21 protein-coding genes and 4 pseudogenes are annotated in these 23,912 nt (G+C 51.9%); 11 read left to right on the forward strand and 14 right to left on the reverse strand.

Annotation, left to right across the window (positions count from 1 at the left end):
• Positions 1-5: 5 nt before the first annotated feature.
• From MW898_RS21480 to MW898_RS21495, 4 genes are all read right to left on the reverse strand, one after another.
• Positions 6-1,256 (reverse strand): orc1/cdc6 family replication initiation protein, encoded by a 1,251-nt coding sequence (locus tag MW898_RS21480; RefSeq protein WP_248910347.1) that lies wholly within the window; start codon positions 1,254-1,256, stop codon positions 6-8.
• Positions 1,257-2,095: 839 nt separating this feature from the next.
• Positions 2,096-2,314, reverse strand: a complete 219-nt coding sequence (locus tag MW898_RS21485) for a hypothetical protein (RefSeq protein WP_248910589.1) — start codon at positions 2,312-2,314, stop codon at positions 2,096-2,098.
• A 278-nt stretch (positions 2,315-2,592) separates the two neighbouring features.
• Positions 2,593-2,895 (reverse strand): hypothetical protein, encoded by a 303-nt coding sequence (locus MW898_RS21490; protein ID WP_248910348.1) that lies wholly within the window; start codon positions 2,893-2,895, stop codon positions 2,593-2,595.
• Between the two features lie 581 nt (positions 2,896-3,476).
• Positions 3,477-3,926 carry a nucleotidyltransferase family protein gene (locus MW898_RS21495; RefSeq protein WP_248910349.1) on the reverse strand — a complete coding sequence of 150 codons (450 nt, stop codon included), beginning with the start codon at positions 3,924-3,926 and terminating at the stop codon, positions 3,477-3,479.
• Positions 3,927-4,475: 549 nt separating this feature from the next.
• Here MW898_RS21495 and MW898_RS21500 point away from each other — a divergent pair.
• The 4 genes from MW898_RS21500 (at position 4,476) to MW898_RS21515 (ending at position 8,555) form a co-directional block, all read left to right on the forward strand.
• Positions 4,476-5,105 carry a DUF7437 domain-containing protein gene (locus tag MW898_RS21500; protein ID WP_248910350.1) on the forward strand — a complete coding sequence of 210 codons (630 nt, stop codon included), beginning with the start codon at positions 4,476-4,478 and terminating at the stop codon, positions 5,103-5,105.
• Positions 5,098-5,640, forward strand: a complete 543-nt coding sequence (locus tag MW898_RS21505) for a PIN domain-containing protein (protein ID WP_248910351.1) — start codon at positions 5,098-5,100, stop codon at positions 5,638-5,640. The genes MW898_RS21500 and MW898_RS21505 overlap by 8 nt, the downstream gene beginning before the upstream one ends.
• Positions 5,641-5,843: 203 nt before the next feature.
• On the forward strand, positions 5,844-7,067 hold the full coding sequence (locus MW898_RS21510; protein ID WP_248910352.1) for an outer membrane protein assembly factor BamB family protein: 1,224 nt from the start codon (positions 5,844-5,846) through the stop codon (positions 7,065-7,067).
• Between the two features lie 1,281 nt (positions 7,068-8,348).
• Positions 8,349-8,555 carry a hypothetical protein gene (locus MW898_RS21515; protein WP_248910353.1) on the forward strand — a complete coding sequence of 69 codons (207 nt, stop codon included), beginning with the start codon at positions 8,349-8,351 and terminating at the stop codon, positions 8,553-8,555.
• Here the strand turns inward: MW898_RS21515 and MW898_RS26290 are convergent.
• Entirely contained in the window at positions 8,460-8,711 is a 252-nt protein-coding gene (locus MW898_RS26290; RefSeq protein ID WP_368409216.1) for a DNA glycosylase AlkZ-like family protein, read from the reverse strand. The two genes, MW898_RS21515 and MW898_RS26290, sit on opposite strands and share 96 nt — an antisense overlap.
• On the opposite strand from MW898_RS26290, the pseudogene MW898_RS26295 reads away from it, so the two are divergent.
• A pseudogene (locus MW898_RS26295) lies at positions 8,661-9,222 on the forward strand (site-specific integrase); the annotation flags it as partial. The gene MW898_RS26290 and the pseudogene MW898_RS26295 sit on opposite strands and share 51 nt — an antisense overlap.
• A gap of 449 nt (positions 9,223-9,671) precedes the next feature.
• Here the strand turns inward: MW898_RS26295 and MW898_RS25750 are convergent.
• The gene (locus tag MW898_RS25750; RefSeq protein ID WP_264556751.1) at positions 9,672-9,812 is read right to left on the reverse strand and encodes a hypothetical protein; all 141 of its coding nucleotides are present in this window, start codon (positions 9,810-9,812) and stop codon (positions 9,672-9,674) included.
• Positions 9,813-9,850: 38 nt separating this feature from the next.
• Positions 9,851-10,069, reverse strand: a complete 219-nt coding sequence (locus MW898_RS26065; protein WP_309242257.1) for an IclR family transcriptional regulator domain-containing protein — start codon at positions 10,067-10,069, stop codon at positions 9,851-9,853.
• A gap of 909 nt (positions 10,070-10,978) precedes the next feature.
• Between MW898_RS26065 and MW898_RS26070 the strand changes: the two genes are divergently transcribed.
• Together MW898_RS26070 and MW898_RS26075 are read left to right on the forward strand one after the other, a co-directional pair.
• Entirely contained in the window at positions 10,979-11,191 is a 213-nt protein-coding gene (locus tag MW898_RS26070; RefSeq protein ID WP_309242247.1) for an aldo/keto reductase, read from the forward strand.
• 83 nt (positions 11,192-11,274) lie between these two features.
• Positions 11,275-11,823: an aldo/keto reductase gene (locus tag MW898_RS26075; RefSeq protein WP_309242248.1), complete on the forward strand. Its 549-nt coding sequence runs from the start codon at positions 11,275-11,277 to the stop codon at positions 11,821-11,823.
• Between the two features lie 19 nt (positions 11,824-11,842).
• On the opposite strand, the gene MW898_RS21535 is transcribed toward MW898_RS26075, so the two are convergent.
• The 5 genes and pseudogenes from MW898_RS21535 to MW898_RS26090 all read right to left on the reverse strand — a co-directional run bounded on the left by MW898_RS21535 (position 11,843) and on the right by MW898_RS26090 (position 15,544).
• Positions 11,843-12,940, reverse strand: coding sequence for a Gfo/Idh/MocA family protein (locus tag MW898_RS21535; RefSeq protein ID WP_248910354.1), 1,098 nt, complete (start codon positions 12,938-12,940; stop codon positions 11,843-11,845).
• A 188-nt stretch (positions 12,941-13,128) separates the two neighbouring features.
• A pseudogene (locus MW898_RS21540) lies at positions 13,129-14,065 on the reverse strand (hypothetical protein).
• A gap of 634 nt (positions 14,066-14,699) precedes the next feature.
• On the reverse strand, positions 14,700-14,828 hold the full coding sequence (locus tag MW898_RS26080) for a hypothetical protein (RefSeq protein WP_309242249.1): 129 nt from the start codon (positions 14,826-14,828) through the stop codon (positions 14,700-14,702).
• A gap of 118 nt (positions 14,829-14,946) precedes the next feature.
• Positions 14,947-15,141 carry a DUF4147 domain-containing protein gene (locus MW898_RS26085; protein ID WP_309242250.1) on the reverse strand — a complete coding sequence of 65 codons (195 nt, stop codon included), beginning with the start codon at positions 15,139-15,141 and terminating at the stop codon, positions 14,947-14,949.
• On the reverse strand, positions 15,047-15,544 hold the full coding sequence (locus MW898_RS26090; protein ID WP_309242251.1) for a DUF4147 domain-containing protein: 498 nt from the start codon (positions 15,542-15,544) through the stop codon (positions 15,047-15,049). The genes MW898_RS26085 and MW898_RS26090 overlap by 95 nt, the downstream gene beginning before the upstream one ends.
• A gap of 441 nt (positions 15,545-15,985) precedes the next feature.
• Between MW898_RS26090 and MW898_RS21555 the strand changes: the two genes are divergently transcribed.
• The gene (locus MW898_RS21555; RefSeq protein ID WP_248910355.1) at positions 15,986-17,146 is read left to right on the forward strand and encodes an ABC transporter ATP-binding protein; all 1,161 of its coding nucleotides are present in this window, start codon (positions 15,986-15,988) and stop codon (positions 17,144-17,146) included.
• Here MW898_RS21555 and MW898_RS21560 read toward each other — a convergent pair.
• Positions 17,143-17,724, reverse strand: a pseudogene (locus MW898_RS21560) (transposase domain-containing protein). The gene MW898_RS21555 and the pseudogene MW898_RS21560 overlap by 4 nt on opposite strands.
• A 987-nt stretch (positions 17,725-18,711) precedes the next feature.
• Here MW898_RS21560 and MW898_RS21565 point away from each other — a divergent pair.
• Entirely contained in the window at positions 18,712-20,508 is a 1,797-nt protein-coding gene (locus MW898_RS21565) for a DUF2264 domain-containing protein (protein WP_248910356.1), read from the forward strand.
• 51 nt (positions 20,509-20,559) lie between these two features.
• Here the strand turns inward: MW898_RS21565 and MW898_RS21570 are convergent.
• Positions 20,560-21,495, reverse strand: a pseudogene (locus MW898_RS21570) (transposase).
• 351 nt (positions 21,496-21,846) lie between these two features.
• Between MW898_RS21570 and MW898_RS21575 the strand changes: the two are divergent.
• Positions 21,847-22,782: a carbohydrate ABC transporter permease gene (locus MW898_RS21575; protein WP_248910357.1), complete on the forward strand. Its 936-nt coding sequence runs from the start codon at positions 21,847-21,849 to the stop codon at positions 22,780-22,782.
• On the forward strand, positions 22,763-23,653 hold the full coding sequence (locus tag MW898_RS21580; RefSeq protein ID WP_248910358.1) for a carbohydrate ABC transporter permease: 891 nt from the start codon (positions 22,763-22,765) through the stop codon (positions 23,651-23,653). Before MW898_RS21575 ends, MW898_RS21580 begins: the two co-directional genes overlap by 20 nt.
• Positions 23,654-23,912 lie beyond the last annotated feature (259 nt).

A 23,912-nucleotide genomic window follows, 5' to 3' on the forward strand; every position in this document is an offset into this window, starting at 1 on the left:
CTCGTTCACTGGTCGATATCGACTTGGGCTGGATTAGGATCCATTTTGAACACGACACTGGGTTCCCAGAGGAGCCGATGTTCTTTGTACGTACCTTTGCCCATCCCCCCGTGTTCTTGGTTAGACTCTGTCACTTCGAGAAACGCGAGTTCGCCGAGCAAACTCCGGATTGTATCTGTCGACAGGTGGTCTGTCCCGACAGCATCACAGACTTTCTTATAGATATCGTAAATGAGAGTCGTTCGAAACCAGGCCCTGTTCGTCTCAGTCTTTGCGGTAAGATTGGCAAGAGCATAGAGAACGTATTTGCTATGAGGTGGGAGCCCAGCAATGAGCTCTTTTAGCCGTTCACCCTCGGCTTGTTCCTGTGCCAACTCAAGATGAATCTCTTTCACTTCACCGATATCGTTGTTCTTGGCGTAGTCGCCCGCGTGACGTAACAGCCGGATCGCTTTCCGGGCGTCACCGTGACGTTGCGCAGCTAATGCTGCTGTCTTGGGAATCACGCCCGAATTCAGAACGCCTTCTTTGAACGCATCGCTCCGGTTTTCGAGAATCTGTCGTAACTGCTCACCATCGTAGGGATCGAAGATGAACTCATTGTGTCCGAGACTGCTCTTGACTCGTTCAGTCATCTGATCTCGAAAGTTCACCTTGTTCGAGATGGAGATAATACCGATTGAGACGTCGATTTTTCCGGCTTCACGGGCTCGTGAGAGGAGCATGAGCACGTTATCGTCGCTGAGCTGGTCGACCTCATCAAGTGTGATGAGCGCGGCATCATATTCCTGATCTAGAATATCCCAGAGACGGTTGTAGTATTCATTCGTCGAGATACCGCGAGTCGGGACTTTGACACCAGATTCCGGCGTGTTGATACCGTCTGCGATTGTCTGGATCGTGTCAGCCTCACCCTTTGCCTGAGCACAGTCTACGGTCACCGTCGCTAGATGGGTATTTCGCCGCTGAGCCTCGCTTCGAGCTCGTTCCATGACATGCTTTGCGACGAGGGACTTACCCGATCCGGTTTTTCCATACAGAATCACAGAGTTCGGGGGAGCGCCAGTGACGGCCGGACCGACCTCGTTCGCGAGCTCCTGAATATGTTCGTCACGACCGACGATACGATTCTCGTCGGGAATATGGTCGATGTTTAGTAGCTCCCGGTTCGCGAAGATCGTAGTATTACCACTGTCGTTAACTGCCTGAAAAAGTTTGTCACCACCTCCCATTGACTCTTCGCTTTCCTCTTGCATACCACGCTTATCAAGAACTGGTAAGAAAAATGTTTGCACTAGATTCCGAGTTAGAAATGGCCCATAAACGATGAATTCCGATTGTATAACGTCTCGTCGGATAACTTCGAATTTGGTTTTCACCCCCCTGATTCCGAGTTAGAGTGTACCCATCTCCCACACACGATGATATTTGATGCCAGAATTGAATCGTCACGGGCAGTTTCGTCATAGCACCTAGCCTTAAGACAGACACACCAGATTCCGAGTTAGTTGTGGAGTGATGCCAACAAGGCGGTGATACAGACCCAACCCACACACCTAATTCCGAGTTAGTTATCGAGAGAAAGCGACCAGCCAAATATAAACGGTTATACATCTAAATCAGAAGATAATGAACAGACACACCAGATTCCGAGTTAGGTGATCGGAGTAAAGACCCCGGTGATCTCAAGTTGAGATTATTGTATCTAAATCTAACTATTAATAATGTCTTATTGCTAAATCACTCATACCTAGTTTATCTTTCTAGTCTAGGTTCTAGTCTAGGTGGAATACACCTGATTCCGAGTTAGTTCAGCCGTCTCAAGCATCGTTCTATGCCTCTGTACAGCAACTAACTCGGAATCAGGTGTGTGTCCGTTACATCTAGTACCAATCATAACATAGAGTAACCACATTTATCGTTGATCTGATCCTCTCGTACACAGGTCGAGCGCTTCTGTACTGTCACGCACTATACGCTCAATGCAGAGATGAACAACTGTGAGAAGGGTATAGATCCCCGGCCGTAAACCGTCGAGTGGGACCACTTGCCGAGAATCGTACACCCGAGATGTGAAAAATTACTCCTCTGGTGACTAAATCAGGTTTACATGATCCCGAACGACAACGTCGAGATCGTATCGTATTAAGACAGAGCGTTCACCGACCGGGCCACGGTTGGTAAGACGCTCGACGGCAAGGAAGCATACTCTCCCCACCGTCCGTGCGTGATGGGGACGGCTGCGGAGGCGTCTGTTCCGTTGTTGCCGGTCGAACAAGAGGGCTGTGAGCGGTGGTGCCTTCCGTGACATCATCGGTACTACATCTCGATACCGGGGAGTGTTCACCGATCTCATCGCTCGGAAGTGTGATGACGGATTCTGAGTCGTAAGCGGGGCCGGACATTGTGTAAAGGCCCACACCGTACGCCTTGCGGACGACCACCGACACTCCTAATTTCTCGCTATTGGACCCGCGCACGTTCATACAGAACAGTCTGCACTTAACTCGGTCTGTCCCTTTTGCATTGTACCAACTGGTGACGAGCAGACTCAATCTGGTTCCCACACTACCCAGTCGCCCAGTGCTCTGACTAATGGTCGCTGGCGACTGAGTCGGTCGCTGCGACGAGCTCACGACAAAATTCTGTAATAACCGCCTCGGGGTCGGGATCACTCACCCGATAGGAAAAGCCTTGTGAGGTGACGGTAAACTCGCTTGCCGCAGTAAGCCTCCCCTCACTCACTTGCAGATCGAGTACAGCCTCACGGTAGAGGACAAATGTGCGGTACTCGTCGACATCGAGGTGTTCAAGATTACACTCGTCGAGGGCAGCGAGCACGTTGGCGGCCGTGCGAAGCTCACATCGCTGGACTGCGGGCTCATCGCTTGCCATACGACAGGGGTGACAGTACAGCACTATATACCTGCGTCAGACGCCGCTACACAATTGATGCGTTACCCGATAGACAGAATCGATCTTGAGGCAGATCCTGAATGAGACCCTCGAGATCTCGTACTCGTTTCAACTCGCGGTAGCACGGAGTCTCCTTCTTCAACGAACGAGCGACGCGAGTAAGTAGGGAGGAGAGGAAGTGCGTTCGATACGTTTAGGACCATTTGGAATGTATATGGACTGTCCATGACGGGCCACAGACAGTCCGCGAGGGTTGGCGTGCCAACGGAGCCACGGGGCGTTTCTCGGCATGGACGGGTCGCTGTCAACCGCCCCCGAAAGTCGGATCGTCGAAGCGAACATGACGCCCTGTGCCTCTCCGTCGCCCGTGACCGAACGGGCGTAGAGTGGAGGTCACGTCTAATTAAATTGCCGCTGGCGTCTGGCCCTACGCTACAAGCGTCTTTAGTCGGCATGAGTCTCATGCCGAGAAGACACACGCAAGCCCCGTCCTCAACGAGCGCGGTAGCGCGAGTAGGTCGGGGTAGTTGACGAATATCGCTATACTCCCACGCGTTTATTTAGCTATCTGTCAGATTAAATTTATCTTCCAGTCGGTCGGCTGTGTGGTGCTTGTCTATTTTCCTGTAAGCTTCGACGAGCGAATCAAGTGGTAGTAACGGAACCCCTCGATCGACAGTCGTCTCACATTCAACGGTATCGAGGTCAACAAGCGGCTCTTGATGGTCTTTTTCACGTGTGCTGAACAGTACTTCGAGGTCCTCGCCGTGCATTTGATACTCGTCGATCTGCGAGACGCCGATCTCGTGCGTCCCAACGAACGCGTCGGAAAACGTCTCTCGAATCTGATGGGCTCCCGATTCTGTGGTGAGAATATCAATATCAGATGGGTCATCGTCAAGGCCTCGAAGAACGGAATTGGTACTGCCGAAAATACACCACGTCACACTGGGCACGATGTTCGCCACACATTCGGTTAGAACCAGCTCTTGAGGGGCGGATAGTGGCATATTCCACCCTTTAATGTGAAACTTATAAAAGCTCTGTTGGCTGTTAGCTGACGTAAGCTCTCTCGACTCTCATGTCCATCAGTCGCGGTCTCATCTAATGTTAGTCGAATCACGTACCAGTTGATCGCTCTCAGCGAGACCCGAGTCTTAAACCACGAGACGAAATCCTAATCAAATACAATCAGTGTGAAATAAGGTATGTAATAGAAGCCAAACACCGATATTATGGAGGATTTTCTAGCAAAGTTGATATATCGATATATACTTCATCTCCATAGCGCATATTTGATGGGTTATATCGGTTTGTTCGTTTGTCTGTCGGAGACAACCGATCAAACCAATTAATAAGTAAATAGACTAATTTGCTCTATCCGGCCAAATTGGCCCGCATCTATCCCAACACACAGACAGCATACCGCCTTCTTTGTCCGGATCCGGCAAATTCTACGCTTATATCCAGAAGTGATACGTAGCCACCAATAGCAGTTGATCTACCAACACATCATATGTGCCGAAACGTTTTAGACCACAGTTCGCGTACTATGGACTATGTCTGACGCTCAGAATCCTAATGACCCCCCCGATGCAGGAACCGCAGCCCACGGGTTCTTCGTCGTTCAGGAATTGCTCGGCACTCCTGCGCTCGCACGGATCTACACGGATGTATTGATCAATTCACCGACGACGATCACTGCCGTCCGTGACCGCCAAGGTGTCTCTAAGAGTACAGCCTACAAGTACGCTAACACGCTGGCTGAGTTAGGCGTCGCAGAAGAACTCGATGCGCACAAAGACGGGTCGTCCCTCTGGCGTGCTGAACCTGTGAGTGGTATCTGGACAGATGAAACTACCATCGAGCTTGGGCCTGTGATCATCGCTGTCTTTGGTGCGACCAGCGTCGATGATGATCTTGAACTTTTCATCGAGCGCCACGGGAAGGCGGCGCTCGCCCCCGCAATCACAGCAACGGTTGACTATCTCAACGGGGAGACGACACGGCGTGGCGTCGCTGCTGCTCTCGAGGTACCAGCTGTGGAAGGCATCGCGGTTTCGCAGGCGATCGAGCGGATCATCGCTGTGGTGAAACCCCATGACTCGACGCTTGATACAAGCATGTTCGAAGTCGATGTCCACGACCGAGCTATCGAACAAGGACCATACCAGCGGGCCAATGAGTGAGGCCCACCCATCACCGTTTCCAACCGCCCTTATTCTTGATACGAGCTTCCTTCGAACGATCGGTGGCACAGGAAACGATTCGTATCAGACGTTCATTCATTACGTCCAATCCGAGGAGCGCGAGTTATATCTGAGTGGACGTGTTGTCGAAGAGCTCACTGAGCAGCGTGGCTATCTGAGCATCGACTGGGTTGACCGGGCAGATACGACAGAGTGGATTACCATCATTGACGATGTCCAGCCAGGGGTACGGGTTCACGATGGCCCACGTGCCGGGCACGTCATGGATCGAGTCCACGAACGGCTGGTAACGTTCGAACAAACGGATCCCAACATCTTGCGAAAGACCGATTCGGAACTGCCAGCAGTCACCGTTATGCTGCTCGGTTCAACCTCCCATGAGTCTATCGGAATTTTGATGGACGACCGGAACGCTGAACGGGCGATTGCTGGTGTGATCAAGAACACGTACTACGAGGGACGAATACGCATCATTGATATCTGGGAAGCCATAGAATACATGGAATCACAGTAGATCGGGATTCAGTGGGTGGATTCGATAGTTTGTGTTAGATTACAAAATAAATAGAATAATTATTATGATAATATTGTTAAATGATGGTTATTCAACACAGCAGTTTGTGGGACGGCAGGAAATCAAGTCGAGAATCCTCCGTGGATTGGATACCCAACACACAAATGTACAGTAATATTTCATTATGATGAAAGTAGCCCTCAATGACTCGAAACAAATTCCCCGTCACCCGTCGGCAGGCGCTTGCAGTCTGCGTCGGCGCGACGATCGGAAGTTTCACGCTTCCACGAGAGTGGTTTCTCAGCTCTCCTGAGCGCATCCCACAGAGCGCCACCGGATCGTGGCCGATGGAACGACACGACCCGGCACGAACGGGCTACGCTCCGGAGTCGAACGGACTGACACGGAAACCGAACGTCTCCTGGCAAGCTACGATCGCAGACAAAGATGAAATTCTGTCTCGGCTCGTTTGTTCGGATAAAACAGTGTACGCCACGAGCAATGACACACTATACGCGTTCACTGCTGCAACGGGAAGCCAGCGATGGCAAACGAGCCAATTTGGAACCCTCCCCTGGACCGAAAGCTCGTTCCGTAGGACCGAAAACTCGCTTCAGGTCAGAAATGGTCCCACGCTCGGCAACAAGCAGTTGTTCGTCGGATCTCGTAACCACCTAGCTGCCGTTGATCTGACTGACGGGAGTGCGCAGTGGGGACGTCGAACGAGCGGTACCAGCACAGTTCTGCGTGTCGGCAACACAGTGTACATCAATAATGGAGACACTGCCGTGGCCATCGATCTCCAGTCAGGACTCGAACGTTGGAAAACATCCCCAACCGTGGGCGTTTATCCATACGCGTACGCAGACGGATTCATCGTCGGACCAGCCGGTGACAGTGATCCATCACCTGTCGCAGCGATAAATGCCTTAACCGGGAAAAGAGAATGGACAACTCCCATCAAGATCAAGAATCCCGTCTCCTCTATTCCCACACATCGACCCAATCCGTGCATCGTGAACGGGACCATCTACTACGGGAGTGGGCCACTGTATGCACTGACGCTCACCGACGGAACGGTCCGATGGTCACACTCAATCGGAGCGACTGGTGTCAGCCTCACACCGGTCTCCGATGGCTCAGCAGTCTATTTTGTACTTGATGATAGCGTCCGTGCGGTCGATGCAGAAAGCGGAAAACTGCGGTGGCGTGTTGATCTTCCTGCTCTCGAAACGCCGGCACTCATAGACGGAACACTCTACGTTGGGCTCGAACACGGAATCGCTGCACTCGATAGCGCTACCGGTGATGAGCAGTTCCGTGTGACGCTGTCCGAGACGGAGACCGTGAGTAGTTCCCCGATCATCGCAGGTGGAACTGTGTATCTCGCACTCGGCCAAACACTCTACGCCCTCACAGACAAATGAACACATCCAAACCTCCGCAGAATGGGTCCAGCAGTTTCCATCGAGTGCTTTCACTCTGGTTCGGATTTAAGCTCGCTCTATTTCCTGGACTGTATACTGTCCTCAAGGTAGCCCTCATCAATGAGCCAATGTATACTGGTATGTACGCTACACAGCTCCTCGCAATCGGTGCCGTCTACGTTATGCAATGGAGGTCTCCTACCGTTCGATCACGAACGGTCTGGTCGTTTGGTCTTACGTCGGGTCTCCTATCCTATCTGTTGTTAGTACTTACTTCAGGGGTAGGAATGGGGAGTAATCCTACGAGTGGATCTCTATATCTCATCGTGAAAGCGTCTCTCATCCTGGTTGCAGCGTTTTCAGGAGGGTACGCTGTCGTCTGTACCGACTGACAGGACGTTGTATTGTCCGTCTGTGGATCACGATAGTTCGAGTGACAGCCACTCTCCGAACGTATGGATTCAACACTTTACGCGATCCATCCATAGTGCGCTACCAACCGAACATGATCTACCCAAGTAGATATCACATACAGCTGATGATAGGTGGACAAGAGTTCTAACGCACATCTTCTGTGAAATTTAAATCATTGGGATGAATTTCTTAGATGGCTGTGCATGACGAATCCGTATCTGCCCATCGTCAGGTCAAGAATGACGAGATCGTCGACGATGTGGCGACTCCGACGTTTTCCGGTGGCTCATCACTGACGACGCTAAATGATGATTTGTGCTTCACGTACAGCGGTCGGTCGAGTAAATCCACTGTTGTTTATTGGGCTAAAACGAAGTGATTGGCAATTTCGCGAATTCGACCGATTTCGAGGGTGTTGGTGGCTATGATGACTGAATCCAATCTAATAAAGCGTATATCACTATATCAAATTCATTGAATGAGATTGCGAATCTGTGTCTAATTTCACTTTTCAATACGCAATCTATGATAAATTTAATAATCTTAGTGGTAGCTCACTGGGGAATATTGATGTTATTCTGTCACCAATGGTAACTTCCCCCCGATGATTGGATTCACCGAATTCTTTTTAGGATGATGAATACCTTATCGACTTATGGTCGATACTAGACCGAATATTATCTTCATTACTACCGACCAGCAACGCTTCGATACAATACACGCGCTCGGCGCCAGAGGTCGGCTAGGTCGATTTATTATGCATGATATGTAACGGAATTTACACCAGCGTTATTCTAACATTATTTAGATGTGTATAATACAAAATTTTGTCGCTTATTCATCGACTTCGGATAGCGGCATCTCCGAATGAAAAGACACGGTTCACGCTGGAACGGTGAACTGAACCTTTCGTGGATCGGCATCGGCAGTGATGAACGCAAGCAACTGGGTGCCCTCGTTGGTGAGAGCGGCACGATCTCATTTAGACAACGGTTCAAATGGTTCGATGAGCAGGGTAGCCCCATCGTCGTGCCGTTGAACGTACCAGAATCCGGCGACGAAGCCGTCGACTAAGACAGCCCCTCTCGCGTAGTATTCATCCATTACCCGCTGGTGATGTTCGGACGGAATGATTCGTGAGCGGTCGTCATGAGAGAGCAACACGTTGTCGAGTTCCGGGAGGATATCTCGCTCAAGGACGGGAATATGGATGACTACCGAAAGAAACACAGGTGGGACGCTGTGAACTTCCTCGATCCAGTGATTTCGCCGCTGCGCAACTATCGAAAGCCGATAGATCCACCAACTGAGCACTGGCTGGTGTTTCCTACGTTCGACTAGCAGACGCTCCTACGTTTCGTGCAAAACGAGATGACTGACCGCGGGGAATACCCAGATTGCAATCGATAAGCGACGTGACGAGTACGCTCGTGACCTGCCATTGGCACTTGAGGAGGACGTTCAACTGCCGCCGATCCCGATGGACGGTGCGCGGTCGATTCTCTGGCGTCTCTAAGACACAGCGAAAATCGATATTGACCATCTAAAACACGGTTACCCTGCGCCTCATGGCGGCCGCCGTAGGATGATTGGTGTTCTCATGAGGGCGCTCGGATCTCCGGTTGCAGTTCGTTATCTTGACAACTCTGGAGAAATGGTGCGAGAGCACTACTCACATATCGAAGCTGAGGAACTAAGAGGTTTCGCGACAGAAGCCCTTATTAATGTCTGGTCTTGGTAGATAATGGGTGGGTAGAGAAACATATTTAAATTTATGAAATAATAAGACGGACGGAATCTGATGCCACATCAATATCGACAATATTCGGTTATGAGTGAGCCATTCTCGTTACTAAGTAACTAATTCTGAATGTATATCGAAATGATATTTTGTTAGTGGTTTCGTTTGCACTTGCACCTGTGTCGAGGTCGTGGTACGTGCTATAATAACAACTGTACTCATGTTATTTTGGCTTTCAAATCTGTTGATATCGACTTCTGATCGTCACAGCACGACAGACAGTATATATGCTTGGACCGTCTAAAATAGCAAATATACTTTATTTATACCAAATCACCTTCCATATATGGTGAACTTAAGGCAATACATTTGGATGATATCAGTATATTGGCTTTTAAATCAGTATTAGTAAACTACAGTGTAGCATTGGTGTTTCTTAGTGGAGATAGCTATGTATGGGTGATATTGAGTTCAATGATATTCGCTACGCTTTGGAGTTTCTTCCGGACCAACTCATCATCAAACCGGCTCGTAGGTCCTGAAACACCAATTGCGCCCTCAATTTGGTCATTGTTGTTGATTATTGGCACAGCTACGCAACGAAGTCCTTTGCCCCGTGCCTCATCGTCTAGTGTATGTCATTCTCGCGCACGCGCTCCAATTCATCAAAGATTTCGTCGCGGTCTGTGATCGTGTTTTCAGTAGACGCTGGCATTCCGTGTCTATCGAATATCTCCATTACATGTTCGCGAGGTAAGTTTGTGAGTGTTGTATTTCCGAGACTAGTATTGTGAAAAATAGGCCTCTCGACTGATATACGAGTTAGTCTTAACAGCATTCTCTCCATGTGCCCTATGTAGATAGATGCCCTTGCCGTGTTTCTTAACAAGGAGATTTGCCAGTTCGCCGGTTTCTTCAGCCAATGAATTTACTTCGTCCTTGGAGATATCGTAAAGTCGTCGTTTATGTATGCGTATCCACGGAGATCGAGAAATTAGAGACCGACCCGATATCTGTTTACCTTTTTAACGATGTATCTGTCTTGCCCGAGGGTACATAAATAGTTGTGGAGACTACTTTTCGATAGGTTGAGCTCCGAGGAACTCAGTGACGGTAGCATCATTTTTCTCTTTGAGAGCTTCGAGAATCCGGAACGTTGTCTGTGTTGTTCTGACGAAACTCAACGATTGGGTCTTCCCCATATTTATCTATGGTGAATTTTTATAAATTATCCATTAAACTACAAAAATACACCAGTATCTCTGTTGGGCCTATAAGTTTCACGCGATGGACTCCTGCTCATATCACCTAATTGCAGAAAAGGAAATTCTATAGTCTGCACCGCTAATCGTAGAATCTACACAGATACTCGCTTTTATATATGTAGGCAAGTAGTGTATATTAAATAATATCTAATATAACGTTAAGATCTCCGTTCTGATAATTTGTCTTTAAGCTGTGAGTCGTCTGACTCATAGATTCTCAGGACCAGTCCAACAGAACTCATGACTTATTTATCCCAATCCAATCAATATATTTCGCTGACTTTAGCGGAAACCATGAGTGCTGAATAGTAGCCTACTCCCGAGATAGTCATCGGCAACTGTGTTTTGATAATGCTGTACATATGATCAATAAAACTACCAATAACCTAATATCAATATAATAATCTTCTATATCTTATCAATCTTCACTCAAATATATTTGACAGCGGTCGGATTATTATGGGCCAATTGCCAGCCACGAACCTCGGTACGTGGCAGAACACCGATCCGGGAATATACGCACAGGGCGTGAGACAGCGCTCGAAACGGGGCTCAGATACATTGACACGGCACAGTACTACGGCAACGAGGAAGCCGTTGGCGATGCCCTCGCCGACGACGTTCCCCGCAAGGTGGTCTTCATCGGATCGAAGGTTCACGCCGAGAAGCTTGGTCTTGCACACGACAAGGTTATCAAGGGGTAGAGGTCACGCTCGACCGCCTGAACCTTGACTAGCTCGACCTGCTGTACGTCCATTGGCCGATCGCCAACTACGCCGCCGAGACGATGTCGGCCTTCGACGAGCTCGTCGACCGCAAGCTTATCGACCATGTCGGCGTCTGTAACTTTGACGTTGACCTGCTCGACGAAGCGGTAGACAACATGGAGTCGCCACTGTTCGCTCATCAAATCGAGACTCACCCGCTGTTACAGCAGGACGAACTCATTGGCCACGCACAGGAGAACGACTACCACCACATCGCGTACTCCCCGCTCGCTCGCAGCAACACCTTGTACATCTCTGAGATTACGGAGATTGCTGAGAAACACGATATCAGTGCGTCGCAGGTCAGCTTCGTGTGGCTCCTCTCGCGGGAGAACGTCACCGTCGTCCCGAAAGCGACGGGCGAAGACCAGATTAGAGTCGACTTTGCCGCACAGGACCTCGAACTCGACGACGAGAACGTCGAGCGAATTCGAGATACGAACGGACCGAGCGGTACGTCAGCCGTGACGGCGCGCCGTGGTTCGAAGCCAGACCGGCGACTAGTGGACTTCTGTTTTCACGCAAGAAGCGGAGTAGACGCGGTCCGAATTACGCGACGACTGGTATAGTGCGGTTGTAGAATACCAACTACCAGGACGTAACCGCGACCTCGCGCAGCGATTTTGCCAACGGGATATCGACTGTCGATCCGGTGTAATGCGAGAGGTAGAACCCAACGATGATCTCAAGCGACCGGGCGGCTTCGACGCCGGGCGAGTAGTTCTCCCCATTGCCGTTCAGGAGGTCCTGAATGTGCGTCGCCGCGTTCGCGAACGAGCGCTTGTAGTCGTCTTCCCACGTCCACGCGCCGTCGATGCCGGGCAGCGACTGCTCGATGTGTTCGCCGTCTTCGAGCGACCAGTAGCGCCACTCGCCATCGTCGTTGTTCAGATAGAGTTTTCCCTCGGCGCCGACGAAGTTCAGAGTCATCGAGGAGACCTCCCGGGGAATCGTGCAGTCGACGGTGACGAACGAGCCATCGTTCATGACGACGTGGCCGCCGCCGCCCGCGTCGACGACTTCCTGTGTCGCGTCAAGTGAGTCGACAGCCTCATTCTCGCCCGTGATGTAGCCGCTGACCTGCTCTGCTCTGGCGTCCAAGAGATAGACGAGCGTGTCGAGGACGTGCGTGGAGTTGCGCATCAGTTCCATCCGATACTGCGTGCTCACTGACTTGACCTCACCCAGGAGGTTCTGCTCGTGGATGAGGTCGTGGAGCCGTTGGAGCTTATCAGTAAAACGGAATGAGTGGTTGACGACAAGTTCGGTATCGGTTTTCTCGCACACTTCGACCATCTCTTCGGCGGCGCTGACCTGCGAGGCGATGGGCTTCTCACACCAAATGACCGCTGGCTCGGCCGCCGACTGGGCAGCGTCGATAGCGTGTTCGTGGTGGAGAAACGACGGGGTGCAGACCGAGACCACGTCGAGGTCTTCCGCGTCGAGCATCGCCCCGTGTCCGACGTACTGCCGTTCTAACGGGATGTCCCACGCGCTGCCAAACGTCGTCAATTTCTCCTCGTCGACATCAGATATCGCGACGAGTTCTATTTCGTCGGTGCTCGCGTATCCGCCGGCGTGACTCGCGTCGATTTTCTCCGTGCCGATGGCTTCCTCGTCGTGCATACCAAGGATACCCATTCCTGCGATACCGCCCGTGCCGATTACGCCTGCTCTATATGTCATATGTGTATCTGGACCCGTGGCTGGTCGCAGACGCGGCTCGCCCGCTGGTCATGGCGCTGACGAGACGGTCCGTCACCAGTGGCAATTGGTGTCCCAGGAAGTCATTTGTTGTCTCAATATATAAATCTTTGAGTGGTTCGATGTGCGACGGCGAGATATCAGCGGGGGATTGCCTCGGCAGCGGACGGCTACTCCCGGAGCGACGGTGCGGCGAACTGTCCATCATCGAACTCGATGGGCTTCGGTTCATCGACGACGTGGAGGTTGTCACGGTCGCGCGCGCGGCCTCGACCACCGACGGGAGCTTCAATCCGCGATCGTACTGGCGGTGAGCGTGTAGATGAGCGTCGTCGTCGTGTCCAGTTCTGCGACGATGTCTTCGGGGATCACGTCGGCCGAACCGATACCCGTCGCGTTATCTGGGTTTTCTAGTTCAGTCCGCGCACATAAATGAGCTTGATCTCCAGCTTCTTGGGTGCGGGTTCGTTGATGAGAACGGGCGGCGACCGATGACGTTCGTATCGATTCCTTAATCACTGATTTCTTTACCCTGACGGTCGTACATAACGAAGTCGAGTTCCTCGAATAGCAGTTCCGGCATCAGGTCGTAGGCGGTTTCCAGCAGTTCTTCTTCGTGATCGAGGAACCCGCTCGGTGGGGCGCCCTCGACGAGCGTCGTCTCGTCGTGCTGATTTTCGACGACGGTGACGCCGACGCCGATGGGTAGTTCGTCGAGGAGCTGGTCGGTGATCTCGGAGATTGTCCGCCGGAATGATCAGCCTACGGCCCACCTGTGCGCAATCTATGGCCCACGTTGCTTGCCCATGCCGATGACGGTCATCCTCGAGAGCCCGCTCTCGACGGAGTTGTCGAAATCAGTGTGCGGCTTGACGCGGTTTATGGAGACGATGGTGTCCGCCGCGACTGCGTTGTCGTCGGCGAACGACAGCGACTCAACAGCTTATGCAGCATGCACTGTGACGTCATCTGGCGACATCGGTTCTGTCTCTCAGACCTGTTCGATGACTTCCAGTCCTGGCAGTTCGGGGTCATCGCAGGCTTCGACGATCGTCCCTTCGGGAAAGACAGTGCACTCGCTGCTATTGCCTGCTCGCTTGTATCCATACTTGTTGCATCAATCCGTTCGCTCATAAACGTAGCCCTCGGTCGCGATAATACCACTACTTGCACCGGGTCTCTCAACCCGGCAAAATCGTCTGCTGTAGCCTCAATTATCGTGACTACGCCGAAGAGCAGGACGAAAAAATACCCAAATGGCCGATGCTGTTCGGGAAAGCCGCAGAGTCGGTCATCAATCCCGTGATCGATTGTTCCCCATACCTGACCGTGTCGGCATCCCCTGGGACCCTGTAGAGGTACACGACCCCGGATAAACCACCAAAGCTGAGATTGAGGGTATCGGGACGTTGATCAACACTGTCGTGAGAAAATAAAATTACTTGATGGCGGTCTACGATTATTCATCCGGTTACTCGATTACTTCTGGGACGATCAGTACGACTATACCGTTGACAATTTATCCCAGTCGGGTCGGTCTCAATCGTCGACCCGATGTCTGAGAGGTACGACTCCGCGTCGTTCGCAAAGAGTGCCTCACGGGCCGCCAGGTGTCACTTATCGTCGTTGCGTCGACGATGGCTCCAGCCGCGTCGGGGTTCCGTCCTCGCCGTCCGTATCGACGGCACCGATGACTGTGTCACCGTCGTGTTTGAGCGCACCACCGAGGGTAAGTTCCTGATTAGGATTGCCCGCTACCGTCAGTAATCGTGACGGTTGTCTCGCCGCCCGCGAGGAGAACCGCCGGCGAATCGACGGGTATCCCTCTCGTCACGGCTTCTTCAGCGGTAGCGACCAACGGTTTCACCACCTCTCACGCCTCACCCCGGAGGCGAGACGTGAGAACCAGCGGCTCGTAGCCGCGATTCTGTGCCACGGTCGCAGCGGCGTTGAGTGCCGTAACGTTTTCTCCGACGAAACGATTGGTGCTACGTGTCGAAGACTGAGTCGTCCGGAAACAGTGTCTCTCTGTGCTCTCCAGTGACACCGGTTTCAAGATGATTACAAACGGCTAACGATGACGTGAATTCAAATCGTTCGAACACCGATAGAACTCCCTGGTAAGTCGTTTCGTCGGGTACCGACGGACCGCTTCCTGCAGTCGACAGGTCGTTGCCGATCACGTCGTTCCAGAAGGAGTCCGACGACAGTTGTAGGTGCGGCTCGCCTTGCGAGTTGTCCCCCTTTCAACTCAGATAGGTGTTTGCCGGCATTGATCTCGTCAATCGGGACACCACCGTCAAGCAGGCAATCAGTCGTCGCTGGCAGATCGTTAAGCGTCAGCGTACTAGCCGATGCAGACAGGAGTGCGCTGGCACCACCGGTCAGAACGAATAGAACGAGAGTGTCCTCATCGGCTTCATCAAGAATGTCGAGGACTGTGGCCGTCCGCTTCGGTGTTGCGTTCCGACGGGAGGGATGGTCGCCCACTGTACTCTGAACGGCCTTGGTGTCGACAGGCTGCTTGCCGACGACGTGTCGCTCGGTAAGCGACTTACCGAGTATGGATTCTGGAGCATGCGTCACGCCACCAGCGGCTTCCCCACCACCGACAAGGACGACATCGGTATAGTCCTTAAGGTTTTATGTCGTCTCGCCGACGAAAAGTATATCTTCATTTAATCCAACAGTCGCTCGGGTTAGCCGTCTCTGGAGCGGCAGTGTCTATGACAGCTTCGATACAATCGAATGCGACCTTGTGGCCGCAGCTGGACCCGATCGCAGATCGGCTACGGATCATACTTATGCTACTGAGCCGGCCGGTAAAAATCTGCCTTAACGGACCGTAGTTTCAGCGCTGTTCATAAGGTCGGTGAGGTCGTGTTCAGCAGAGGCTAAAAGTTGAGGGCATGTTTGGTTTGGAGAGTACTCTTATGCTCGAAAGTGTTGGAACTCACCGTCGGAAACCGAGGCGTCGCAGGGTAAATAGCAGGTGGTTTTATATGGACCGGATAAATATTGACCGGTATGGCGAAAATAGAGATTGATGAACTGACAAAAGTCTTTGAGTCAGCGGAGAGCGAAATAACTGCTGTCAATAAGCTCAACCTTACGATCGATGACGGCGAATTTCTGGTCCTTGTCGGCCCATCAGGGTGTGGAAAATCAACCACGCTCAGGTCTATTGCAGGCTTGGAAACCGTCACGGATGGAACGATCAAGATAGACGATAGGGATATTACTGACGCCAAACCTAAGAATCGTGATATCGCGATGGTGTTCCAGAACTATGCGCTCTACCCCCACATGACGGTTCGTGAGAACATGTCTTTTGGCCTTGAGATGACTACCGATATCTCAGACGACGTGATTCACGATCGGGTACGAGACGCTGCGGCGATGCTCGGTATTGAAGACCTGCTGGAAAAGAAGCCAAGGTCACTCTCGGGCGGCCAACAGCAGCGCGTCGCGCTCGGCCGAGCAATCGTTAGGGAACCGAAGGCGTTCCTGATGGACGAGCCACTGTCGAACTTAGATGCCAAACTCCGCACCGAGATGCGCACCGAACTTCAAGACCTCCAGCAAGAACTGGAAATCAGCACGGTGTACGTCACCCACGATCAGACAGAGGCAATGACTATGGGTGACAAAATCGCGATACTGAACGGAGGAGAACTCCAGCAGGTCGGCACGCCACTCGAATGCTACTACCAGCCCCAGAATCAGTTCGTGGCGAGTTTTATTGGATCCCCGAGTATGAACTTCTTCGAGGTCACGTATTCGGACTCGGACAAGCAGTCGACTCTTGACCAAGAGAAGTTCAAGTATAGTATGTCCGACGAGCTAGCGGGACAACTCGGCAGGGTTAATGAATCACTCGTTCTCGGGATTCGCCCGGAGAGTATCGACGTCACCGACACACAGGCACCGAATGCACTTGAGGTAGAAGTCTCGGTGGTCGAACCGTTGGGTGAGCGGACACTCGTCTACTTCGATATCGGTGGCGAAACCTATATTGCAAGCCTTGACACCGATGTTTTCGTCAGTCCGGGTGACGTTCTCAATATTAGCTTCCCGGAAGAGAAGCTCCACATCTTCGATCGCGCTACCGGTAATGCCATTTGGAACCCCGATCCACCGTCGGAGAATAGAGTGATGCTGCGTACCGGAACCAGTGATAGTGTTTAGTTTGGAGCATTGTGCCAGCGAACAAAGTTCTGCGATCAATTTCGGTCGTTTCCGGGTCGACGCGGCTGAAGCAGTTCGGAAACGGCAACGCTCATAGCTTCATTTCGTGAAAAATTCGTTCGACAGCGTTCCGATTTCCGTAGCGGCGAGCTGAAATCTGAGTCGACTCGTTGATGTGCTGTTTGGGGGGGCTGGGCGCCATCAACGAAAAATACAGCAGCTTCGACATGAAACTCGCGAAGAAAAAGATCGGTGAGAGCCGTCGTCGTGGTTAAAGACAACCGGGCATGAAAGAAGATCATTCGTTTGTATGTGAACGGCGGCGTACAGCCAGAATTGCCCGTCGCTGATGCGAATTTCAGTTTCGTCGGCGCAATCTGATTCGGAGATTACCCAGAGTCTGGCTGTAGATTGGCTTTCTGCAACCAATTGCGGATTGCTTTCCACGACTATTGGACACCCAGCAAGTCGAATAATTCAGTGGTATTCGACAACGAGAGATCTGCAACGTGCGATGGAATACTAACCTTCATCGCTGGCCAAGATATCCGTACATATTTCACAAAATGAAAATCAATTTAGTCTCTTTTTCCTCTGAGACGGCTGATCTCTGGCCGAGCCACCGAGAAATCCGTCGCTCTCACTTTTTACGCTTAATTACTCGACCTCGCATGTTTGTTCAGGCTGGTGACCTAGAGTGTCTGATGCTGCCGATTACGTCGTTTCTCTCCTGCACTGCTCCGATTGACGAGCTGGGGTGCTCTTCGACGCGGCAGAAACATCATGCGAAAACCTGCGTCACAGGTCTTGTTGCTTTCCGCAACAAGACTATCGAGTGCATCTCAATACACGTTCTTCCAGCGAAAATCGAATGAGCCTTGAACAAGTTCCTCACCAAGTATAACTGGGACACTGGCCGGCTGAACAGTGAACGGCTCGCACTCTTCTAAGCACACAACGAAACCGCATAGAGTCGTGGAGATGTTGTCGATGATGACGACGCCTTCACTCGCAAGACTGACAAACGGATTCCAAACGTCGGGAAGTTCTACGATCATACCAAACGCGGCTACACCTGGAAACAAAATCTCATCTATGCTCTCTACGCCGACGAAAAAACCACATACCCACTCAGCTTCCGTCTCTACGAGAAGTAAGTGAAGACATTGATAGAATTAGCGACCGATCTCGTCAACGAACCCATCGAGATAGGTGCCCCGGCGGACACCTGCCTTTTTGACAGAAGCTACTGCTCGGAAACATTCGTCACGCACCTCGAATCATGCCATTAGCAGTGGGTTTCGGCTATCAAGAGCTATACTCGCATCACCTACGCGGGCGGGCATTTCAGAGTCACCAACTCAACCTAGATCGACTACTTTCTTTACGCTAAAGTTACACCTTCTCAATAGATTACCGAATGATTTTAATACGCACTCTATCTTCCTATAGAAAGAGATGCCGTTGTTCATATTTCGGTGTAGATTGATGACGAATCGGCCGAACGCAGGTTCCACCGTACTGTGCCGAACCGGACTGTGTAGCAGTTCCGCTGGTGACTATCCATGACGAACCCAATTGCGTCCAACCCACTCAAAACGCGTGGCGATGCACAAGCAGCAGTCCGTGAATTGGTAACCCCATTAGAGAAACACGCAAGTTCGGGCGGTGCACTTGTCCGTCCCGGCAATACCGGTGCGGCGTTTTCCGAGGTTTGTGCCGCCCAAGAAGGAGTCACTCGTCCACTATGGGGAATCGTGCCACTCCTTGATGGTAATGGTAAATTCGAGCACCTCCAGCGCTATCGAAAAGGGATTCGGCATGGTACAAATCCGAACCACGATGAGTACTGGGGCGACATTGCCGATTTTTCCCATCACCACGTCGAAATTGCCCCGCTCGGCTTTGCGCTTGCACTTCAACCTGATGAGTTTTGGGACCCGTTGTCGGATGCGGAACAGAGCCAGCTGGTCGAGTGGCTGAACGGCACGAACGATGCCGAACTCTACGATTGCAACTGGCTCTGGTTTCGCGTACTCGCGAATCTTGGACTACGATCTGTCGGTGCTAACCACGATTGGGTGCAGGCGGAGCGGGACCTTGAGCGATTAGAACAGTGGGCCAGCGACGATGGCTGGTACGTTGATGGGACGCCGGGGCGCGTCGATTACTACGCGGCCTGGGCGATGCATACCTACGGCCTGATCTATGCGGCATTGACTCAAGACGCCGAACGTAATGCGCAATTTCGGGACCGAGCTGCGAAATTCGCACAGGACTATCGCTATTGGTTTGCAGACGACGGATCCGCACTGCCATACGGCCGGAGCCTCACATACCGCTTCGCGCAATCATCATTCTGGGGCGCTCTGGCTCTGGCGGACATCGAAGCTCTGCCGTGGTCCGAGATACGCTGGCACTGGCAGCGCAATCTCCAGTGGTGGCGCGAACGGCCGATTTTCAGGGACGACGGGGTGCTATCGATCGGATACGCGTATCCGACACTAAAGATGAGCGAAGACTATAATGCACCGAGTTCGCCCTACTGGGCCCTCAAGGCGTTTTTGCCGCTGGCACAGTCAGCGTCACACCCGTTCTGGCAAGCAGCCCCGAAACCGCCCAACGACCTCGAATCCCGCATTGTGCAGGAGACACCGAAGCTGATACTCTCTCGCGACCGAGGCGACGTGTTCGCACTTGCTGCCGGGCAGAACACAGAGTACAATCATAAATACAACAAGTTCGCGTACTCGACTGCATTCGGTTTCGGGGTCGGCAGTGATGTTCGGGGATTAGCATCGGCCGGACCGGACAATGTGCTTGCATTGAGTGATGGGAACGATTACGTCCGGACACGCGAAAATGTCATCGAATCGAATGTAGACGATGGAATTTCCTACTCCCAATGGCGCCCTTGGGACGACGTCGTGGTTGAGAGTTGGCTCGTTCCGATGATCCCATGGCACGTTAGGATCCACCGACTTGACACAAAACGCTTGGTATCCAGTTCAGAAGGCGGATTCGGGATCAATCTCGACGGCGAGCTGATATCCCAAACAATGGAAGACAGGAAAGCGGTGGTACGTAATTCGACCAGTACCAGTGGTCTTGTTGACCTCGCGGCGAACCGTAGCGGTGATAGCGTCCAACCCGATCCGAATACGGATCTCTATCATCCTCGGACAATTGTACCCCTCCTGTCCGACCAGCACGACCAAGGCATACACTGGATAGTTACGGCCGTGTTCGCATCAACAAATGCCACAGACGAGCGATGGTTCGAACCTCCTCGGTTCCGACGCGGTGAAAGTATCACCATTATCGCTGCTGATGGAGAACAGAAGGTTGAGATCGATCGCTGACCGGTCCACTCACCCTGCGTTATCCCATCTGACCGTGTCACAGAATCCATCTCATATTTTCCCACACATCGGATCGTTTCCTCGCTTGTGGTTAGTAATGGCAACGACGCGCCGTAGGCAGGGCGCAACGAATACTTTTGTTCGTGTGTGGGCACGGCCTCGTGCACGTCTGTGCCCAAGGCCGAAGCCTTAATCGCGTCATCGGTTCGTTCAACCCCCGTCCGGTGATTGTATGTCTCGTTCTGGATGGATTGGATCAGCTGAACGTCCTAGCTGTGTCCCTCGATATGGTCTTCGGCCCCGTATTCGATGTCCAGTGGGTCGTCAGTGTTTCGCGGATCGTACGGAGCGACTGGCACGACCACCTGCTGGCCGCAGGGGTCGTGCCAGTCGGGAATGTCGTACGCGCTGTCTCCAAGCATCCAGATTAGTTATCGATGGCGAGCACATCACGAGTGACGCGCATTGTCGTCTCCTCCGCTTGTTTGGCTTGTGCGAACTCCGCTGCTATCGGGACCTTTGACCTGGTCGAGGCGATCGCACAGCTGATGCCGTAGTAGTACCCCTTACAGTTAGATCGTAGTTCCACGACGCAGCGTCGTTGTATCGGATCGCTTCGATGTGAGTCGAATCGATAACGTAAATGGAGTCGATAGCGTGTTCGAGATCGGTGAGAAACCGGTCAAAAGAGTCTATAGATAGCGGCTTGTCGAATCCGCAGTAGTACCAGACGAGACTATGCTGGGGTTCTCGTGTGACCAGGCGTATGCAGTAAACGTTCTGGTAGCAGCAGTGCAGAAAACCGCGAAGGTGATTTGGTAGCTAGTGGGCCGTGTTCGCCCCCACTTCGAGGGAGGCGAACACGTCGTATTTCAACAGGAAGGCAAATTCAAGGTGTTCGAACAGCGGTACCATCTTGGTAGCTGCCGTATTCAAGAAGTCGCCTACTGAAGCTACATCTTGCAGGGTTGCGGTCGTGCTGTACACATTTTCCGCACCCTGCAGCTTCGTACGTGACACTTTCTATGACACGCTTCCTCCAGCAGAAGCACAGTTCATGCTAAGCATAATCCCCCTGATTTCCTTGTGAAACTGGAAAGTTTGTTCTCCCTCTTGTAGAGAAGGAGGTGCAGTTGGGAAGTCATCGCAGGTCCGTCTGTCCCATTGCTGAAACAGAGCTAACCGCTGTATTCCAAGCTTCGGGGAATAGGGCATGGTCCTACGCCCGTGTAGTGAAATACGACGAATAAAAGGGATAACTTTATTAACATCAGTACGGTCATTACCCCCATGGCTACGAGTACTGAGGATACCTCAGAATGGAGGTCCTTGGACTGGATGAAGGAAGTTATTGGAATCAGACGATCACAGGACAATTTAATCGGAATGCTCTTTCTAGTTCCGAACGTTGTCGTCTTCAGTGCATTTATGCTCACTCCTGTGCTATTTGCGTTTTACATATCTTTCACTGAATGGAGTATCCTGGGTACTCCGAGCTGGGTCGGACTCGATAATTACGTTACTATATTCACGCCATTGCCATGGGAAAACAACTGGGCGGCGTTGCGGACGCCGGATGCAAATCTCTGGTGGTGGTCCGTAAAGAACACGTTGGTTTACGCCATAGGGACGGTTCCGCTTTCAGTATTTGGAGGTCTCGGCGCTGCACTGTTGTTTGACAAGGGAATTCGGGCAAAAAAGACCTTCCGCGCTATTTACTTCATGCCCGTCATGCTTAGTGGTGCCGCGAGTGCGATTATCTGGCGCTGGGTCTTTTCGGGGTCAGGGATATTGAACTATTTTCTCGAACCAGTCGGTCTGGCGTACAACTGGGCGGGTTCAACTGACACTGCACTTTTCGGCGTGATGACTATCGCTATCTGGGCCGGAATTGGATTCAACATGATCTTCTACCTCGCTGGACTCCAGAATATCCCTGATGAACTCTACGAATCAGCGCGGCTGGATGGGGCAAACGCTTGGCAACGGTTCCGACGGATCACTTGGCCGAATTTGAGTAGTATCACATTCTTCGTACTCGTTCTCGCTGTCATTAAATCGTTTCAAGTGTTCGCCTACGCGTACGTCTTCTCCGAAAATGGCGGTCCATACTATGCGACAACTACCATCGTCGTACTCATTTATAAGCGAGCATTTGAGGAGGGCCAGATGGGTGTCGGCAGCGCAATGGCAGTGTGTCTATTCTTGATGATCTTCGCGTTTAGCTACTATCAGTACCGGTTGCGCGATAATAATGAGGAGGCGGGGTACTAACATGGCCCGATCGAACACAAACTACCCCGGCTACGATACCGGCGGCGCGTCCTACTGGGTCAAACGATCACTGATATATATCGTTGTCCTCGCGGGAGCGTTGTGGATGGTACTACCAATCTGGTGGGTAATCACGACGTCACTTTCCGAAGCGCCTGTCGCTAGTGATATCGTCTTCTACCCGCGTAATTTCACACTCGATAACTTCCTCAAGCTGTGGGAGCTACGCGACAGAATCCCCATATTCAATTGGTTCTTTAATTCCGTCGTCGTCGGGCTCGCAGTCACTGGGTTCAACCTGATCTTCGACAGCTTGGCTGGCTACTCGCTCGCCAAGATCGAGTTCATCGGCCGCGATAAGATTTTCCTCCTCTTCATCGCCACGATGATGATTCCCGGAATGATCACGCTGATCCCGATGTACCTCCTTATCGCCGAGTTCGGACTCCTCAATACGCATGCGGGGCTGATGCTCCCGTTTATTGCCAAACCGTTCGGTATCTTCGTGTTCCGTCAGTATTTCAAGGGCTTGCCCTCCTCTCTCGGGGACGCGGCGCTCATTGACGGGTGCAATAAACTGCAGGTGTTCTACAAAATTTATCTGCCGATGGCCAAGCCGGCGGTCGCGTCGGTCGGCATAATCGTGTTCATGGGCTTCTGGAATAACTTCACCTGGCCCTTTATCCTCATGTCGGATACCGAGATGTACACCTTGCCCGCCGCCCTTTATACTGCCCAAACGAACTACTTCACTGACTGGGGTATGCTTATGGCAATCACGCTGATCTTGGTGCTGCCGCTTCTCCTCCTATTCATTGCGCTACAGAAGTACTTCATCAGGGGGATGACAATGACGGGAGTGAAAGGCTAGCCCTATCCCATTCGCCCAAATGTCTTGAGACCCCACGTCTAACCTCTCTGTAAGCAGATCTTTGAGTTACATAGATACCACTCACTACAGTCTTCTCGCTTCTCAAACTCCCTCAACCAGGCAGTGTCGCTTGAGATGAGAGTATAGACCGGATGAATGTGTTGAATCTACTATAGATGGGTGGGGATTAATCATGTACAACTAGTGCGCTCCATGGGAAAGGCGACTCAGTGTGACTCCTCGTCAGATTTCGTCGCCC

This window comes from Halocatena marina, assembly GCF_023276375.1.
In the GTDB taxonomy this organism is placed as follows: domain Archaea; phylum Halobacteriota; class Halobacteria; order Halobacteriales; family Haloarculaceae; genus Halocatena; species Halocatena marina.